Below are 19,035 nucleotides of genomic sequence, written 5' to 3'. Positions count from 1 at the left end.
GGATATTTTATACTAAAAACATTTAGAATCTGTTATAATGTAAGAAAATACCTATTTATAAATTAAAACATAGATGTTATGGCTGTTGGTAATTCAAGAAAGTTAAAGCTTGATGAAAGCTTAGAGAAATTTAATGCAGGAATAGAAGATGCACAAACAAGTAAAGAAGATGTTGTGCGGCTTTACAAAGACAAGAACCATAGAGTAAAAAAAGAATTGAGGTTTGAGTCCAAAATGAACAAATCGAAATTAGCATAAAATAAAAAGCCCTATTTAATTAAATTGAATAGGGCTTTTTACATAGTGGGAAACAGATTAAACTACCATCACTGATTTACTCATTTTTTGGTTTTGTACATTTATACGATAAATGTACTTACCTGTTGATAGTTGTTCGGGCATGCGCTCTCGTATATTTATTTCGGTAGAACCTTCAAACATCATTTCGTTAAAAACGGTGCCGACTTTCTGACCAAGAATATTAAAAAGTTCAATATCTACATGTGCCGAAAATGGCATTTCTAAATAGATATGTGGTGTACTATCCGTTGGATAAAAAGGTTTATGTACAACAGCATTTATTAAGTCTGGATTAAACGGAGTCTCTGCTTCTTCATCAGGATACACAGGTGGTGTTACTTCGCCATCACTATATACAATATCTGGGAAAGCCTCTCCACTACAGCTAAAGCCTAAGTCTACCGGTACATACGGTTTGTAATTCAATAAATGCGCTTCAACCAAAGGTATGTCTACACATAGCCATTCTGCTAGAACGGTAGCATAGAGATCTCTGAAATCCATCGTGTATTCTAAGTTTCCGCGTCCATCTGGGTCATCTAACGTTGGGTGGTCGCCAACAAATGCACTACCATTTAAACCTGAACCAAAAAATAATGTTGGTGTTGCTTTACCATGATCGGTACCATTAGAGCCATTTTCAAAAATTCGTCGTCCAAATTCAGAGAAAGTCATGCTTAGTACTTTATCGTCTTGCTGGGTAAAGGCTATGTCTTCATAGAAGTTGTTTACCGCAACAGATAAATTGGTCATTAAATTGGCATGTGCCTGTGGTTGATTACCATGGGTGTCAAAACCGCCCATTGAAATCATGTATACCTTTGTGCCAAGGTTACCTTTTATTAATCTTGCTATAAGTGCCAATTGGCGTGCAAAACTATTGTCTTGATATTCCACTTGATTTTGCCCACGTGTGTAAGCATCGTGTATAATACCAGAATATTCATAAGTTGTATTGGCTACTCCTCTCAAAAATTTCAACTGATCACCGTACATACAGTCATTGAATAAGGTATCATCTAAACCATAGACAACGCCAGATTCTGCAATTTCCTCTAGTTGATCAACATTAGAAGTTACAAATGCATAATTGGTTTCATCTCCTTGAAATACCAAACTACCAAACTGTCCAATTTGTATGGCAGCTGGTGCCGCTGGGGGATTAACTAAATAATCTGGGTACATGTTTTCAAAATGCCTACCCATCCATCCAGTATTTAAACCGCTGAACCCTGTAGTTTCTATGTCTGTATTCGCAAAAATATCTGAACCTGTAAAGTGAGATAAACTTTGTCCTTCATAACCTACACCATGCACTGCTTTAAACTGACCTTCTTCCCACATTGGAGCTAAAGAACTCATGTACGATGGTACACCAAATTCATCGGTCAATTTTAAAACTTTACTTTCTGGTATATAGATATTTGGTCTTGCATTGGCATAACTATCGTATTGTTCTATAGGTATAACCGTGCTTAATCCATCATTACCACCAGACAGGCGAATAAGTATTAAGATATTATCTGTTTCTGCAGCTGATATGCCCGCCGATAATGGCGATGGGGCAGATGCCGATAACATATTTGCACCTAGCATCATTGAGCCTGAGCCCGCAATGCCCATTGCTTGTAAAAAAGAGCGTCTGCTCCATGTTTTATGTTCTTCATCATGACCTTCGTGTTGAAGACCTTTAAATGGGGAGTGGTGTGTGTTGCACATAAGAGTAGGTGTTATTTTAATTGAAACTCAGGTTGTCTAGCTAAATACTGAAAAAGGAGGTATACTTGAAACGGACCTTGTTGCCAAGTAGCCAGCGTCCATGATTCTTGATTACCACCATTGTAGTAAACATCTTCTACATCACTTCTGAATATGGCAAATGCTTTGGCATATTCTTCTTCATTTAGAAGTCCCTTAGTTAAAACGAAATCTATAATTAGTCTAGCAACCTCGTCGGGGTTTGAGCTTGTTAAACCTGTATTTCCTGATATTTCGAGTCCAAATGTTCTAAATTGCTCATTGTCGGCCATATAGAATTCTTCTAATATGCTTTCAATGGTAAGCCAACGCCCAATCATAAAATTGGTGTTGATCCAAGACCTGTCTCTTTGCCAACCGGCAACATCAAAAGGTTCAAATATTTCTTGGCTTAATAAGGCACTGTAATTGACCATTTCGGCAACATTCGTGTCTGTATAACTAAAGCCCGATTCATTTAGTGTGTTAAAATAGAAATCTACCGGACTCTTTATAATTACTCCAATAGCTTCATCGTCGAAAAAGTGCTGACTTTTAAATAGTACTCTTAGCACTGGTGCCAATTCAAAGTCATTAGTTACTAATGTCGCAGCCAAACCATCGATAATTATTTGTGCGTTATTCGCATCATCTTTAGAATCTGGGTGTACAAAAAATTCATATAATTTACGGCAGATGAATTCTGCTATTTCGGGAGCTCTTTGTTCGAAGAGGATGTTGATTACATCATCATACCCCCAATTACCAGTTTGTCCTAATATGGTTTTGGAACCTTCATCATGCTTAGTAGCATCAAAGGCTACAGCTGAACAACCAACTTCGCCGCGTTCTACATAACCACTTAAGGCTTTTGCTGTTTCTATAATATCTTCTTCAGTATACCCATTGCCTTCACCCAAAGTAAATAGCTCATATAATTCACGAGCATAATTTTCATTAGGGTTGTTACCGTTATTATATACACCGTCTAAATAATACAACATGGCATTGGTTAACCCAATTTCGCTAGTAAAGGTTTTAAAATTTCCTAAAGAGTTGCGCTGTAGACAGTCTATATATTGATATAAAAAAGAATTACAGTTATAAACTTCTAATTCAGTAACAAAATGATTGCTCCAGAAAAAGCTTAGCCGATCTCTTAAATTGTTATTTAAAAGACCATTGGCATAAGCCAATTGAAATTCAGATTTTTGCTCTCTTTTTAGTTGATTACTTGCATCACTATCTGCAGGGTAGTTGTCATTGTTCCAATTTGCCCAAGCAGGTGTAGCTATTTTAGGCATATTCAAAGCTTCATCTACCAAACTATCTACCAATGCACTGGCAGATTGACCCGTTGCTTGGTTAATAGTTGCCACTGAGGCACTAAAACCTAATCGGCGGTATAAATGAGCTGCTCTTAGCTGATCTAAATTAGCTGTATACGGAGCAAGAGTAGAAGTATTACAATTAATGAAATATTCCATATTCTTAAATAGGCATTTGTATTACGTTCGTAGAGTTGGGGCTTCTATGCTAAACGTTTCGAAATTTGGTATAGTATTTAAAACTATCTATTTTCGATAATAAGATTTCAAATAACGAGATTTATTGATAAAAAGGCGATGAAATTCCTGTTTTTTCGATGAATTACACAATCTACGTACTACATCATGGGGAAACACAATGAATTTGGTAAAGAAGGAGAGCAGATAGCGGTAGATTATCTCAAAAAAAACGGCTATGTCGTCAAGTATAAAAACTATAGATACTTAAAGGCCGAAATTGATATTATTGCTAAAAAAGGTGATGTGTTGGCAATTGTTGAAGTGCGTTCAAGAAGCTCAAATTTTATTGAGAATATTGCTGAGACGGTTACACCTAAAAAAATTAAGTTATTGGTTATGGCGGCTGACCACTATGTTACCGATAATAATTTAGACGTTGAGGTACGTTTTGATATCATAACTATACTTAAAAATAATAGCCAGTTTGAGCTAGAACATTTAGAATCTGCCTTTTATCATTTCTGAGTAATCTACTAAAAGAGTAGATTTATTAAAAAACATTTTGTTTTATTTATAACAAGTTGTTATATTTGCACAACAACCATACAGTAAAATGAAAACAATATCATCAGTCGTTGAAGAGTACATTAAGAAAAAGCCATTTTTACAAAGTGCTCTAGCACAAGGCATCATCAATCTTACATCGCTATCTAGAATAGTGAAGCCAGAGATTGAGCATGAATTAGGTAAAGACATTCGTAATGGCGCAATTGTAATGGCATTGAAACGCCTGTCTGATGATTTAGAATTTAGAGCGACCCATAAAATTCTAAAAGTGTTGAAGAATATTGGTGAGATCACCGTACGATCTTCACTAACTGATTACACTTTTTTAGCTTCAGATAAAATATTGGTTCATCAAGCTAAATTGCTTGAGGAGATTAACAATAATCAAGATGTTTTCTATACCTCTAGCCGTGGTGTAAACGAAATCAACATAGTAATTAGTAATGTGATGGATAAAACAGTTGAGAGACTGTTTAAAGACGAAAAGTGTACTCAAAAAGCGGAAGAGCTTTCATCTATTACCGTAAAATTACCTGCTGAAAATGTTTCGGTACCTGGTATTTATTACTTTATTTTTCAGAGGTTAGCTTGGGAAGGCATTGTCCTTTACGAAGTAATTTCAACAACAAATGAATTTACAATTCTAGTAAATGATGCTCAAGTAGATATGGCATTTAAAACCATAAAGGATTTAAAGGCGCTTTAGTTTTCTAAAAACTCTACGACTTCTTTATCAGATTCTGGTTTTGCCAAAAATCGTTTTTCACTATCCAATATAAAATAGGTAGGTGTGCTTTGTATGCCAAAAGTATGTGCATACTCACTTTCCCATCTACCTAATGCTATGGCGTGATTAAACCCTGGTAATGTTGCAGAAACTTCCTTCCAATTAACATCATCATCTTCTAACCCTATAGCTATTATTTTTAGATTGTCATACTCTTTAACTTCTTCATGTAATGCAGGAAGCTCTTTTAAACAGTGCGAACAGGTGCTGCTCCAAAAAACCAGTAAATAATTCTCCGCTTCTTCCATGGCTAAAAGCGATTCTTTTTTGCCATTTGCCTGCCAAGTAATATCTGGTGATACTGCTCCAATTCTTAATCGAGATGCCAGTTCTAGCTCATCGACCAATTTTTGATTATTGTTGGTTATTGCCAATTTATTCAAATGGTTCTTGAAAATGTAATCTTGCACAACAGGCATATCATTTACATCGGCTATTTTCCATAATTGATGCATAGCCCTTTCTTGAAAACCGATTGGAGTAGTTTTTATAAACTCAGCTGTGGTCTTTACGTTTTTATTTACCTCAATTGCTAATTGCTCTTTTGTAGTGATATCGGTGGGTAGTGCCGAAAAAACATAACTGGCGAATTTATCGGTTAAGAAATTAGAACCTTGTAGAACGGGATCATTTATTGCTAAATGGTCAAAATGATGTTGCTTTTTATTTTTAAGAAATGTTTCTAAATCTTCGAATTCTGACGGAATGTAACTTCTATTAGCCTTAATAAATTTATGGGCAATAGTGTTAGCATGCTTTTCTTCAAAAGAGATTTGTATCGCATTTAATTCTTTTATAATGCTTGTATACTCTTTATTCGATTCGTTATTGGTTTCATAAAACTCTATAAGTTTATCTTGCGCAGCAGTTATTTTAGAAAAATATTCTCGGTACCACTTATTTTCTTCAGAATTGGTAATTGTCAAACCATCTTTAAGATTGAAATTGAATTTTATATCTTCTTTCTTATTATAAATGACATCGATATAAAATTCATCTTGTGGTACGGCATATACCAATCTATACATACCAGCTTGAGCGGTTAAGGGCATTTCTAGCTCAAATGAACCATCTCTTACGACACCGTCAACGCTATAGCGTTCACCATTTGGGGTCAACTCATAGGCAATCAACCATTTAAAATCTTTAGGCGGGGAAAAATTTCCAGCAATGGAACCTTGGGCATGAATACTTAATGAAATAAATAAGAGGCAAATACTAATAAGAACTTTCATACTTTTTTTAAAACAATTATCGGACCAATATGTATAATGCTAATTACAAATTGAGCTTTATGTTTCTTGAAATCCACATAAAGTGCTGTTGTAATGAAGCGTACTATAAAGTCAATAAAAGTAATATTCAGAAAGCAATTGTAGGCTTTAATTTTGAAAAGCTTATGAAAATTCTTTTTCAATATTCATATGACCTAGTGCTTCAGTTATTTTTATCAGCTCCTTATCATGAACAAATCCATCAGAAATAGCCACCTCGTCTAAAAGTTTAGCAACCTCTTTCTTTTTAGGTAAAGTCATTTGGCTAAGAATTTGAAAAGCTTTGTCTTTATTCAAATTTCTGGCTTGACCTACAAAAAAACTATCAAAAGTAAAGCGGTCCATTAGTTGGGTAAGATATCTCATTTCTGCAGGGTCTACTTTGCTATCTGCTAGAATAACATAGTCTACCATTTTTACTACAGCTAATTTCTCTTCTTTTGTAAAATCTATCATTCTCTTGATTACTCTGTTTCTTCTCCAAGTCCAATATTAATGAATGTTTCGATGATTAAGTCCATTTCTTTTTTATGGATATCACCATCAGATATAGCAACTTCATCAAGGATCTCTGCTAAGGCTTTCTTTTGTTCGTGTGGTGAATTGTAGAGTGTCACTAAAGCATTATCGTACTCTAATAACTTTGCACGTTCTAAAAATGTATCGTCAAAACCAATTTTGACTTTAAGTTTATTTAAGATTTCAACTTCTGCAGGATGAATTTCACCGTCGGCCTCTATAACTTCATAAATCATCTTTACAAAGGCTGCTTTTACAAACTCTTCAAACTCCATTCTTTTTGTTTTGGAGTTGAAAGATAAGGAAAACGATGAGACTTTTTAATATGGTTGTGGAAGGAGTTTTACAACATTATTAAAAGTTATGAGTAGTACTTGTTAAAATGCTTGATACGAAGATATTAAGCCTTGTACATTTATAATTTATTATGCTTTTTTAGAGAGCCCTATTTCAGAGAAGACATGTCGTATAACATCACTTTCTTTCTCATGAATATAGCCGTCAGATATGGCTACGTCTTTTAATATTTGGGCTAGGTTACTTTTTTTGTCCTCAGGCATATCTTTTAAGATATTGACACTTTGTTCTATATCGATACTTCGTGCCTGAATCAAGAAATTACTATCAAAATCGATGATGGTCATCAATTTTGTTAAGGCATTAATTTCGCCATTATGCACTTCGCCATCGGCTACAATAACTGAATCGATTAAATGAACCATCGCCAATTTTTCTGATATTTCAAATTCCATTATGCAGTTGTTTTTTCTTTAATTTCAAAAGGCCTTAATGCCAAATATGCTCTATCTGTAGATCTTATATTTTCAAAAACTAATAATAAGCGTAAACCGTTTCGGGTCTTTTTTTCTTTGATTTTACATTGCTGTGCATTTGACTGCACATATTGTAAAACTCTAGTAAATGTTGAAGTCTGATAAAATTCTGATTGTTGGTCGCTTAAAAAGTACCCGATCAATTTACCTTGTTTCATCACTATTTTCTCTAAACCGATACTGTTTGCTATCCATTTTATACGAACCGAGTTTAGTAAATCTGCCGCCTGATCTGGTAATTCACCGAAACGATCAACTAATTGTGCTTCGAATTTTTGAAGCGCTGCTTCGTCTTTTACCTGGTTCAGCTCTGTATATAACGTTAGTCTTTCAGTTATATTATTAATATAATCGTCTGGAAAGAGCAATTCGAAGTCAGAATCTATCTGAGTTTCTTTTACAAAAACCTTCTCATGTTTACCTTCAACCTCCTCATAAAGGTCTTTAAATTCGGTTTCTTTTAATTCATCGATGGCTTCAGCTAATATTTTTTGATATGTTTCAAAACCTATTTCATTGATGAATCCGCTTTGTTCGCCACCTAATAAATCTCCTGCACCACGAATTTCTAAATCTTTCATGGCGATATTAAAGCCGCTGCCCAATTCGGTGAATTGTTCTAATGCTTCAATACGTTTACGTGCATCATTGGTCATTACTTCGTATGGCGGAGTAATAAAATAACAAAATGCCTTTTTATTACCACGACCTACACGACCACGCATTTGATGCAGATCGCTCAAGCCAAAATTGTTGGCGTTGTTTATGAAAATGGTATTGGCATTTGTAACATCCAGCCCACTTTCAACAATAGTTGTCGATACCAAAACATCGAACTCACTGTTCATGAAACCAAGCATTAAAGCTTCTAGTTTTTTACCCTCCATTTGACCGTGACCCACTGCTACTTTTGCATCGGGCACCAACCTTTGAATCATACCGGCTACTTCTTTTATATTTTCTATTCTATTATGAATAAAGAATACCTGTCCGCCACGTTCAATTTCATAACTAACGGCATCTCTTATAATCTCCTCGTTAAAACGTACAACCTGACTTTCAATAGGGTACCTGTTTGGCGGTGCCGTTGTAATAGTTGATAAGTCTCGAGCAGCCATCAAACTAAACTGAAGTGTTCGAGGTATTGGCGTTGCTGTTAACGTGAGTACGTCTACATTTTCTTTGATGGACTTTAATTTGTCTTTTACGGCAACTCCAAATTTTTGTTCTTCATCAACAATTAATAACCCGAGATCTTTAAATTGAACGTTTTTGTTCACAAGCTGATGAGTGCCAATAATAATATCGACCTTGCCTTCGCTTAATCGCTGAATCGTATCTTTTTTCTCTTTTGCAGTTCTAAATCTGTTCAGATAATCTACCGTTACCGGCATATCTTTTAATCGTTCTGCAAAAGTACGATGGTGTTGAAAGGCTAATATAGTAGTAGGTACTAAAACTGCTACTTGTTTGCCATTATCAACGGCTTTGAATGCTGCCCGAATAGCGATTTCCGTTTTTCCGAATCCTACATCACCACAAATTAAACGATCCATAGGTCGCTCACTTTCCATGTCTCTTTTTACATCTTCGGTAGCGGTACTTTGATCGGGAGTGTCTTCGTAAATAAACGAAGCCTCAAGTTCATTCTGCAAATAACTATCTGGGTTATATTGAAATCCCTTTTCAAGCCTTCTTTTTGCATAAATTTTAATAAGGTTAAACGCTATTTTCTTAACCCTTGATTTGGTCTTATCCTTAATTTTTTTCCAAGCTCCAGAACCAAGTTTATAAATTTTTGGCGGTGCACCATCTTTACCGTTGAACTTTGAAATTTTGTGTAACGAATGTATGCTTACGTATAAAATATCACGCTCACCATACATTAATTTTATAGCTTCTTGCTTTTTGCCTTCAACATCTATTTTCTGTAATCCGCCGAACTTACCAATACCGTGATCAATATGGGTTACGTAGTCACCAATCTCTAGTTTGTTAATTTCCTTTAAGGTAATGGCTTGCTTTTTGGCATAACCATTCTTTAAATGGAATTTGTGGTAACGTTCAAAAATTTGATGATCCGTATAGCAAACTAGTTTTTGATCATCATCTATAAAGCCTTGAAATAGCGGAGAAACAATAATTTGATAATGCACATGTTCGTTAACCTCTTCGAAAATATCATGAAAACGTTTGGCTTGCTGCTCACTGGCACAAAAGATGTAATTGGTGTAGCCTTTGTCTTTATAGCTATTTAAATTCTCAATTAATAAATCGAACTTCTTATTAAAAGAAGGTTGTGGTTTAGAGTGGAATTCGACAAAGTCGATAACATCTCGCTTAGCATCTTGGGTTAAAAGTGTAAAGCCAGATAGTTGTTGTTTAAATTCAGCGCCGCCCATAAATAACTCTTCGGGTTCGGCATGCTTAATGCCTTTTGATAATTTTGTAAAAGCTTCTTTTGCTTTTTCAAAGAAATCGTCCAATCTATCATATAAATAGTCGGTATTTTTTGCAAAAACAAGTGTGTTCGATGCCACGTAGGTCAAAAAACTTTGTCTTTTATCAATCAAAAATTTGTCGGCCATATTCGGCACAATTGTTATTGATTTTACCTTTTCTTTAGAAAGTTGTGTTTCTACATCAAAGGTTCTAATACTGTCTATTTCATCACCAAAAAACTCTATTCTATAAGGCTCATCGTGCGAGAAAGAATACACATCTACGATACCACCACGAACCGAAAATTCACCTGGTTCGGTAATGAAATCTACTCGTTTAAATTTGTATTCGAATAAAATTTCATTTAGGAAATCTAAAGAAAGTGTATCCCCTAATTTCATTTTTAGGGTATTCTTGTCTAATTCTTTTCTTGTAACTACTTTTTCGAAAAGTGCATCGGGATAGGTGACTATTACTGCTGGTTTTTTTCTAGAGTTGATTCTGTTTAAAACCTCGGCACGTAAAAGTACATTGGCATTATCTGTTTCTTCTATTTGATAAGGTCTTCTGTAGCTACCTGGGTAAAAAAGTACCTTGTCTTCGCCAATAAGGCGTTCTAGGTCATTTAAATAATAGGCAGCTTCTTCTTTGTCATTAAAAACCGCCAAGAATGGTCGATCTTCTGTATTGAATATACTGGTAAGCACAAATGAAAGTGATGACCCTACAAGACCTTTTAATTGAATGTTTTTGGATTCTGATTTTTCAGAATCGGCAAAAGTATTTTGCAGTTTCCCTATCTGGGGAGACTGATTATACCGTTGTTGGATAGAAGAATGACTCAACAGTTTAAAATTTTTACAAATATACGCATACCTAAGAAATGGATAAGACTCATTATTATCGAATTTGGGTTACAGATTGCCTCTAGAAAGTTGCACATTGGTGTGTAGCAGAAAAAGAAAAGTGATATGGAAGATAATGAGTTTGATGTTTTTGTAATAGGAAGTGGTGTTGCCGGACAAACGGTCGCTAAGGCTTGCACTGATAAGGGATTAAAAGTTGCTATTACCGATAATCGTGAATTTGGTGGTACTTGTGCAAATAGAGGTTGTGATCCTAAGAAAATATTTCTCGGAGCGATAGAAGCCTACGAGTTAAGTGAAAACTTAAAGGGAAAAGGCATAAGTAAGACTGCGAAAATTGATTGGAAGCAATTGCAAAAGTTCAAACGAAATTTCACTTCTAATATACCTGCTTCTACAGAATATAATTTGATAGAATTAGGAATTACGTTGTTTCATCAATCTCCTACTTTTTTAGATAAGAATACTTTATTGGTAGAAGGTAAAAAAATCATCGCCAAGAAAATTGTCATTGCCACGGGTTTGGTGCCAAGAAAGTTGGCTTTACCTGGAGCGAAACATTTTAAAGAAAGTGATGATTTTTTAAACCTAAAAAAGCTACCGAAGAAAATTGTTTTTGTTGGCGGAGGTTATATTGGGATGGAGTTTGCTCATATGGCGGCAAGAGCTGGAGCTATTGTTACGGTAATAGATACCGGTAAAAGACCTCTGCATGCTTTTGACGAAGATTTGGTTAATGAGCTTAGGAAATATTCTGAAACAATAGGGATTAATTTCATTTTTGAGGCTACACCTAAGGCATTGAAAAAGAAACGTAAACAACTCACACTAACCTATGAGTCAAAAGGGAAGGAGAAGACTATTGAAGCCGAAGCATTTTTTAATACCGCTGGTCGTGAACCCGCATTGGCAGGTTTAGATTTAGAAAAAGGCAATGTTGATTTTAGCGATAAAGGTATAGAAACAAATGCGTACTTACAAAGTACCAGTAACGCAAATGTTTATGCTTGTGGAGATGTATCTGATAAGAACTTATCGTTGACTCCGCTTTCTGGTAGACAAGGTTATGTGGTTGCAGAAAATATTATAAATGGAAATGACAAAAAATTAGAGGTTCCTGTAATACCATCTGTGGTATTTACTTCTCCAAATTTGGCTACTGTTGGGTATTCTGAAGAAGAAGCACGTAGCCGTTATAAGAACATAAGAGTAAATTTTGAGATTGCAACCGATTGGTTTAATGCCAAGCGAATAAATGCACCTTTATATGCATTCAAAATCATTATGAATGATAGAACAGGCGAAATTGTTGGTGCACATCTATTAGGTTCTGATGCTGGTGAGACCATCAATATATTAACTTTAGCTATCACTAATAAAATGACAGATAAGAATATAAAATCTACTATATTCTCTTATCCGTCTTGGGGTAATGATATAAAAAGTATGGTTTAAGATTTTTCTTATAATCGTTCTTGTAGCTTTTTAAACGGACTAGTTTCTCGATTTTTGAAGGCATGAAAAGCAATGGCAATAAATAGAATTACCGTGCCCGTCATTGCTGCGTAAGCAATGTAGATATTTGATTCGTTATGTCTTACATAAATGGCGAATAATGCCCAAATGCCTACAAGGGCGAATTCGCGCATATTTCTTTTCCAAATCATTAGTAGATTTATGATGGTGGCTGCTACAATCATATTTATCGTCCAGGCTTGTTCTGATAATACTCCCCCGTTCCAATCTAGTTTACTTAAAAAAGCTGATATGTTTGCAATGGTGGCTACAGTAATCCATCCGCTGTAAAAACAAATAGGCCACCAAACAAATGCAATGACCGAAATAGTAGCATCCCAACGTTCCATATTGGTGTTTAGAATAATCTTAATTAATGAAAGCAATATTCCGAACATAATAACCACTGAAAGTCCGGTGTAATTGTACATGAATGCAATTACCCAGCAACAGTTTAAAATATTCGCGAAGACAAACCAGTAGCCAGTTTGTTCAATAAAATTACTAGGTTTATCACTGAAAAAAGCTCTTTTTACTTGAAAAATACCATAAGCAAGTAATCCTAAAAAGATTGGGCCCCAAATAGCAAAAGCATATGATGCGGGAGTAAACAAGTTTGCATATTGAGCACTCATCTCACCAATGGTAGTATCATTAAGAGAAAATGCTTGTGAAATGTAATTAACTACAATTACTAGAATAACAGATGCCAAATTAAGAACGGATAATTTCTTTTTCATAACTGTAAAGCTATTGTGGTTATCTTATAAAGTTATGCTCTTTAGCGTATTAAACGAACTATTTTCGGTAATTACGCTTCTTTTTTACCGCTTTTATAGGAACTGGCAGTACAGCGTCACCTAAAAGGGCATAAATCTCACATCCATCGCAAGGTTCTAAAGTGTAAGTGCCAGTAAATTCTCCAAATGCCGGTACTATCATTTGATGTTCGGTTTTGTAAAAACAAGGCAATCGAACAGATTGTCTTCCTAATCCGCTAAGTTTAATTGCAGGATGTATATGTCCTGAAAAGTTGAATAAACGATCTCGTTCTTCTGGGTGATGGGTTAGTAGAAAAGAATCTATAATCATTTCGGAAATTACTTTAATATGTAATTCTTCATATTTCAGCGGAGAAATAATATCGTGATTACCGCTTACTAAAATTATTTCTTGTGGAGTAGCCTTTACCCATTGTTCAAAAAGAAGCCATTCTGTGTTTAATGCAGAGTGAAATAAATCACCTAAAAAAACTATCGAATCTGGTTTAAAATGATTCACTACCGAGGTTAGTGCATCAAAATTTTGCTGTACAGCTTGTTGTGGTACAGCGGCACCGTATTTTCTAAAATGTGATACTTTGCCTAAATGAACATCACTAATCATTAACATTGATTTCTCTACCCAAAAAAGAGCGCCAGAGAAGTGCATTTCAAAAGTTTGATTATGAAGGATAATGGAATGGGTCATTGATGCAAAATTACCTATTTCTTCATCAATAGTGCAGCCATTTTTTTAATTCGGTCAGCCAATATTTCACTTGATAATTTTTCGCGCCCCACACGTTCCGTAATTAAAGGGAAAGAAAATGGTGTGGGTTGCTCGCACGCTTTCCAAACGATTTCTTGCGTTGCAATACGTTCTAATGAAAGTCGTAAACGTCCTTCTTCTAATTGATGCTCAAAGGTTTCTGTAAAGGCTTGTTGAAATAATAAGTTGTCGGGCTCGTAATCTCTAAAAACATCAAATAATAATTGCGAACTGCTTTGTAAGTGTTTCATTTTAATACCTTTTTTGGGGTATCCGGTAAAGACCATACCGCTAATAATAGCAACATCTCTAAAACGTCGACGCGCCATTTCTGTGGCATTCAAACTTTTTTGCAAATCATCTAACATAAAATCTGTGGTGAACAAATCATTATCTAACACTTGTTGAATATTTATAGGTTGATCTGATAGTAGCTCAAAACCGTAATCATTAAACGCCAATGAAAAAGTAATAGGGGAGAGTAAACTAATGCGATACCCTAGCAAGCTGCCCATTGCCTCATGTACAAAACGACCTTCAAAGGGATAAAACAGGTGATGGTACCCATCGCGTGTTTTAAAGGTTTCAATTAGAAATTCTGATGGTTTGGGTACAATGCTATCTCTTCGTTGTCGGTCAAAAAGAGGTTTTAAAGCTCGTATTTCTGCAGATTGATTTTTAATAGATTCGCTAGAGCTGTATAATTCATTTCTAAGTAACTCTGACATTTGAGCAGATAAGGTAAGGCGGCTTCCCATCCAACTCGAAATTTTATTGGTTTTCTTATTCGAATTTTTTACCTGAACGGTCATTTCCTTTATCCGGATTAATTCTAAATTTCTACCAGCAAATGTGAATACATCACCTCTGTTTAATTTTGAAATAAAGAACTCTTCAATAGAACCAATGTAGCCACCTTTTTGATATTTGACGGATAAATTAACATCACCGACAATAGTCCCGATTTGAAAACGGTGTCGCATCGCCACACCTCTGTTATTCACCTTGAATTTACCGTCTTCTTCAATTTCTACTTTTTTGTATTCGTCATAGCTCTGTAAACTTTGACTGCCCATTACCAAGAAGTTCAATAACCACTGCCATTTTTCTTCGGTAAGGGCTTGGTAGCAGAACGTCTGTTTTATTTCTTGATAAATTTCTTTAGGATAGAATCCGTCAGAAATCGCCAAAGTGGTTAAATACTGTAATAAGACATCATAGCTGTTGAGGTATGGCATGCGATCTTCAACCGTATTCTGCTTTACTGCTTTTTGTAATGCCGAAGCCTCTATAAGTTCAATGGCATGTGTTGGTAGAAAATAGATTACACTTTCCTTACCTGGACGGTGACCGCTGCGCCCTGCGCGTTGTAAAAACCGGGCAACACCTTTTGGCCCTCCAATTTGAATAACGGTTTCCACTGGGGCAAAATCAACCCCCAAATCTAAACTTGAGGTACAAACAACTGCCTTTAGTTGTTCATTGCGAATGGCATTTTCAACCCAAACCCTAGTTTCTTTATTTATACTACCATGGTGCATTGCCATTTCACCGGCATATTCTGGGTGTTTTTCAAGAATTTTCTGAAACCAAATTTCGCATTGACTACGGGTATTGGTGAACAGTAATGTGGTTTTACTGTTGTTGATAATAGGTACAACTTCTTCTAACAAATGAAGCCCTAGATGACCACGCCAGGGGAAGGTTTCCATCTTTTTTGGAATGATACTTTTTACCGTAATCTTCTTGTTTATGTTAGCTTTAATGAGGACGGAATTCTCAAGTGCTTTTGATTCTATGCCTAATAATACATCTCTAGCCTGTTCTAAATTACCTATGGTGGCCGAGATTCCCCAAATTCTTAATTGCGGCGATACATTTTTTAAGCGAGATAATGCAAGCTCCATTTGTACACCTCTTTTGGTACCCAAAATTTCATGCCATTCATCTACCACAATAGCAGTGCAATCTTTAAATATTTTCTCGTAGCCTTTTGTGGCTAATAGTAATTGTAAGCTTTCCGGTGTTGTAATCAGCAAATCGGGCATTTGCTTTTTTTGTTGCGCGCGCTCTTTGGTAGTCGTGTCTCCTGAGCGAATACCAACGTTCATTTGTGTGCCTAGATCTAAGGTAATACGTTCGGCAGATTGCTTTATTTCTTGGGATAAAGCGCGAAGTGGGGTAATCCAAATAGCCTTTAATCCCTTTTTATGCTTTGTCTTATAATCGGGATTGTTTTTTATGTAATTCAACACAATAGGAAACCATAATGCATAGGTTTTTCCACTGCCTGTAGGAGCGTTTAGTAGCCCGTTTTTACCCTGCAGAAATGCCTTCCAAGTATCTTTTTGGAATTTAAATGGTTTCCAATCTTGTTCTTGAAACCAATTTTCGGCGATATCGTAAAGTTCTTGTCTTTTTACCATTGCGAGCAAAGCGAAGCAATCTGTTTTTATAAGTTAGTTTTAGTATTATTTAATTGGGTATTAATCCTTTCAAATCCTCAAGCGTATTTGCTTCATGAATATTCTTGTCTTTTCGCCATCGTAACATTCTTGGAAAACGAGTGGCGATCCCGCTTTTATGACGCTTTGATAATGCTATACCTTCGAAGGCAATTTCAAACACGTGATGTGGCGTAACACTTCGTACGGGTCCGAACCTCTCCAAGGTATTTTTCTTTATCCATGCATCAAGCTTTCTGAATTCTGCATCTGTTAATCCGGAATAAGCTTTAGCGAACGTAACCAGTTCTTTTTCTCCTTCTTCATTATCTTTCCAAAGGGCAAAGGTATAATCTGTAAAAAGATTACTTCGTCTTCCATGTCCGCGCATGGCATAAGTAAGTACGGCATCAATAGTTAATGGATCTACTTTCCATTTCCACCAGTCACCTTTTTTTCGGCCTACTAAATAAGGAGAATCTTTTCTCTTAAGCATGAGTCCTTCACTATGCATTTCACGAGATCGGTCTCTTTCTCGCGCTAATTCATCCCAAGAATTAAAATGCATTGTTTCAGAAAGGTAAAGAGGGATATCACTTTGGCTACGCTCAGCGACCTCACTTTGGCTACGCTCAGTAACATCTTTAAATAGCTTTTCTAAAAGTTGTCTGCGTTCTATAAATGGTGTTTGGCGAATATCTTTTCCTTCCCACTCTAAAATATCATAAGCTTTTAATATAACTGGCACTTTTTTTAATAGTGCTGAGGATATATTTTTACGGCCAATTCTAGTCTGTAGGTCATTAAAGGTTCCTATGGTTCCATTGGGATAAGGAAGAATTTCACCATCAATGACAGTTCCATTAGGAATTACACCAACGAACTTTTTAAATTCTGGATACTTATCGGTCACTAATTCTTCACCACGACTCCACACAAATAGTTCATCGTTTCTAAGAATTACTTGCGAACGAATACCATCCCATTTATGTTCTGCAGACCATTCATTAATATCGCCTAGGTCTGACGCTTCACCCTCTATAGCATAAGCCAAATAAAATGGGTAGGGTTTTGACAGGTAATCGCTCTCATTTTCTTCAAGTACCAATTGTTGAAAAGAAATAGTGTTAGGGTCCCAATTACCCATAAGTTTGTAAGCTAAAATATCCTCATCTATCTCGCTTGCTTTGGCTAATGCTCTGGTCATCAGTTTTTGGCTAACTCCAATTCTGAATCCGCCAGTAATCAATTTTGTAAACACAAAACGTTCGTAGTAGTTAAGTACTTTCCAGTTTTCGTATAGATATGCTTTTTTATCATCATCTGACTTCTTTTTTAGGGCTATCATTTCCTCAAGAAAAACCGTCAAACTCTTGTCTGATGATTGATTGGCTGCAGGAATGACCAAGGCAATAGTTTCGGCTAAATCACCTACTATATGGTAGCTCTCTTCAAATAGCCATAACGGAATATTCGCCAATTCTGACGCCCAAGTTCTTAGAAGGGTAGTGTTCACTGGTCGTGGCGGCCTACGATGAGATAATATAGCTATTGTCCATACTTTATCGGCATCGTTAGCCTTTAAAAAGTAGTTGGTCAGTGCCTGTACCTTAACCGTAGTTTTATTGGTACTGTCTAATGTTTTTATGAGTAGGGCAAAATTTTTCATGATGCAACGGTAGATTTAGACGCTAATGCAGTTTCGTTTTCTTCTTCGCCATATTGCGTTGCTTCGGTACGTGCGTCATACCCTTGTTCACGTAAATATTTAGAAAATATATCGGTGTATCCGTGTGTAGAAATAATTTTTTCTGCTCCCGTTGCCTCAATACTTTCTAGAAGTCCCGGCCAATCACAGTGGTCACTTAAAACAAAACCTTTGTCAATTGCTCTTCTTCTTCGGGCACCTCTAAAGGTCATCCATCCGCTTGCGGAAGCGGTTACATAAGGTACCATTTTTCTTATCCATGTGCTGCCGTGTGCACTTGGCGGTGCCAACACTATATTGCCTAACAATTGCTCTTTCTTCGTTTCTCTAGTAATAAGAGTCGTTTTTGGAAAATCTACTAAGGGTCGCAATACCTCTGTCATATTCTCAATAGCGCCATGAGTATATATTTCACCAATATCAGTATTTAAATATTTTAACAGCCGCTGAGCTTTTCCTAAGCTATATCCGAAAAGAATAGATGTTTTGCCTTCGGCTTTATTTTCTACCCACCAATTATTAATGTTCTCTAGCACCTCTGCTTGTGGCGTCCATTTAAATGCTGGAAGTCCAAAAGTACATTCGGTAATAAAGGTGTTGCATTTTATGGGTTCGTACGGAGTAGAGATTCCATCGTTTTCAGTTTTGTAATCACCTGTAAATACCCAAACCTCGCCTTTATGTTCTACACGTATTTGTGAAGAACCTATTATATGACCTGCCGGGTGCAGACTAAATTTTACATTATTGATAACAAAAGTTTCGCCCCATTCTTTTCCATCAACATTAATTTCACCTAATCGATGTAGAATAATTGGAACATTTCTGTGGTGGGTAATATACTTTTTATGACCGTACCGACTATGGTCGGCATGCCCATGCGAAATAATGGCATGGTCTACTGGTTTCCACGGGTCAAGATAGACCTTGGCTTTTTCGCAATAAATGCCATTGGCAGTAAATTGTAATAGAGGAGTTTTCATAGCGACATCAAGTTACAAATTT

16 protein-coding genes are annotated in these 19,035 nt (G+C 35.9%); 4 read left to right on the top strand and 12 right to left on the bottom strand.

The features are described from left to right. Positions 1–78: 78 nt before the first annotated feature. On the top strand, positions 79–258 hold the full coding sequence (locus tag Q4500_RS03345) for a hypothetical protein (protein ID WP_027065197.1): 180 nt from the start codon (positions 79–81) through the stop codon (positions 256–258). 57 nt (positions 259–315) lie between these two features. Here the strand turns inward: Q4500_RS03345 and Q4500_RS03340 are convergent, their stop codons facing one another. Both Q4500_RS03340 and Q4500_RS03335 read right to left on the bottom strand, forming a co-directional pair. Continuing rightward, the gene (locus Q4500_RS03340; protein WP_073241963.1) at positions 316–2,019 is read right to left on the bottom strand and encodes a DUF1501 domain-containing protein; all 1,704 of its coding nucleotides are present in this window, start codon (positions 2,017–2,019) and stop codon (positions 316–318) included. Positions 2,020–2,030: 11 nt separating this feature from the next. Continuing rightward, positions 2,031–3,524, bottom strand: a complete 1,494-nt coding sequence (locus Q4500_RS03335; RefSeq protein WP_303598330.1) for a DUF1800 family protein — start codon at positions 3,522–3,524, stop codon at positions 2,031–2,033. A 186-nt stretch (positions 3,525–3,710) separates the two neighbouring features. Here Q4500_RS03335 and Q4500_RS03330 point away from each other — a divergent pair, with 186 nt between their 5' ends. Next, the gene (locus Q4500_RS03330) at positions 3,711–4,070 is read left to right on the top strand and encodes a YraN family protein (protein ID WP_303598329.1); all 360 of its coding nucleotides are present in this window, start codon (positions 3,711–3,713) and stop codon (positions 4,068–4,070) included. Positions 4,071–4,158: 88 nt separating this feature from the next. Then, entirely contained in the window at positions 4,159–4,818 is a 660-nt protein-coding gene (locus Q4500_RS03325; protein WP_073241969.1) for an aspartate kinase, read from the top strand. Here the strand turns inward: Q4500_RS03325 and Q4500_RS03320 are convergent. From Q4500_RS03320 to mfd, 5 genes are all read right to left on the bottom strand, one after another. Further along, entirely contained in the window at positions 4,815–6,134 is a 1,320-nt protein-coding gene (locus Q4500_RS03320; protein WP_303598328.1) for a TlpA disulfide reductase family protein, read from the bottom strand. The two genes, Q4500_RS03325 and Q4500_RS03320, sit on opposite strands and share 4 nt — an antisense overlap. Positions 6,135–6,296: 162 nt before the next feature. Beyond that, positions 6,297–6,629, bottom strand: coding sequence for a hypothetical protein (locus Q4500_RS03315; protein WP_303598327.1), 333 nt, complete (start codon positions 6,627–6,629; stop codon positions 6,297–6,299). Positions 6,630–6,637: 8 nt separating this feature from the next. Further along, positions 6,638–6,967 (bottom strand): hypothetical protein, encoded by a 330-nt coding sequence (locus Q4500_RS03310; RefSeq protein WP_303598326.1) that lies wholly within the window; start codon positions 6,965–6,967, stop codon positions 6,638–6,640. A gap of 150 nt (positions 6,968–7,117) precedes the next feature. Next, the gene (locus Q4500_RS03305) at positions 7,118–7,444 is read right to left on the bottom strand and encodes a TerB family tellurite resistance protein (protein WP_303598325.1); all 327 of its coding nucleotides are present in this window, start codon (positions 7,442–7,444) and stop codon (positions 7,118–7,120) included. Further along, positions 7,444–10,812: a transcription-repair coupling factor gene (mfd, locus tag Q4500_RS03300; RefSeq protein WP_303598324.1), complete on the bottom strand. Its 3,369-nt coding sequence runs from the start codon at positions 10,810–10,812 to the stop codon at positions 7,444–7,446. Before mfd ends, Q4500_RS03305 begins: the two co-directional genes overlap by 1 nt. A gap of 126 nt (positions 10,813–10,938) precedes the next feature. On the opposite strand from mfd, the gene Q4500_RS03295 reads away from it, so the two are divergent. Next, complete coding sequence (locus Q4500_RS03295) at positions 10,939–12,288, top strand: NAD(P)/FAD-dependent oxidoreductase (protein ID WP_303598323.1); 1,350 nt, start codon at positions 10,939–10,941, stop codon at positions 12,286–12,288. Between the two features lie 8 nt (positions 12,289–12,296). Here the strand turns inward: Q4500_RS03295 and Q4500_RS03290 are convergent, their stop codons facing one another. Genes Q4500_RS03290 through Q4500_RS03270 form a run of 5 tightly spaced genes read right to left on the bottom strand, consistent with a single transcriptional unit; the run spans position 12,297 to position 19,013 of the window. Beyond that, positions 12,297–13,088, bottom strand: coding sequence for a tryptophan-rich sensory protein (locus Q4500_RS03290; protein WP_303598322.1), 792 nt, complete (start codon positions 13,086–13,088; stop codon positions 12,297–12,299). A 58-nt stretch (positions 13,089–13,146) separates the two neighbouring features. Continuing rightward, on the bottom strand, positions 13,147–13,818 hold the full coding sequence (gene pdeM / locus Q4500_RS03285) for a ligase-associated DNA damage response endonuclease PdeM (RefSeq protein WP_303598321.1): 672 nt from the start codon (positions 13,816–13,818) through the stop codon (positions 13,147–13,149). Between the two features lie 14 nt (positions 13,819–13,832). Then, entirely contained in the window at positions 13,833–16,304 is a 2,472-nt protein-coding gene (locus Q4500_RS03280; protein ID WP_303598320.1) for a ligase-associated DNA damage response DEXH box helicase, read from the bottom strand. 49 nt (positions 16,305–16,353) lie between these two features. Then, positions 16,354–17,991, bottom strand: a complete 1,638-nt coding sequence (locus Q4500_RS03275) for an ATP-dependent DNA ligase (RefSeq protein WP_303598319.1) — start codon at positions 17,989–17,991, stop codon at positions 16,354–16,356. Then, positions 17,988–19,013, bottom strand: a complete 1,026-nt coding sequence (locus Q4500_RS03270) for a ligase-associated DNA damage response exonuclease (protein WP_303598318.1) — start codon at positions 19,011–19,013, stop codon at positions 17,988–17,990. The genes Q4500_RS03275 and Q4500_RS03270 overlap by 4 nt, the downstream gene beginning before the upstream one ends. Positions 19,014–19,035 lie beyond the last annotated feature (22 nt).

The organism is Maribacter sp. 1_MG-2023, assembly GCF_030547005.1.
Taxonomy (GTDB): Bacteria; Bacteroidota; Bacteroidia; order Flavobacteriales; family Flavobacteriaceae; genus Maribacter.
This window is presented reverse-complemented; position numbering and strand designations above follow the sequence as displayed.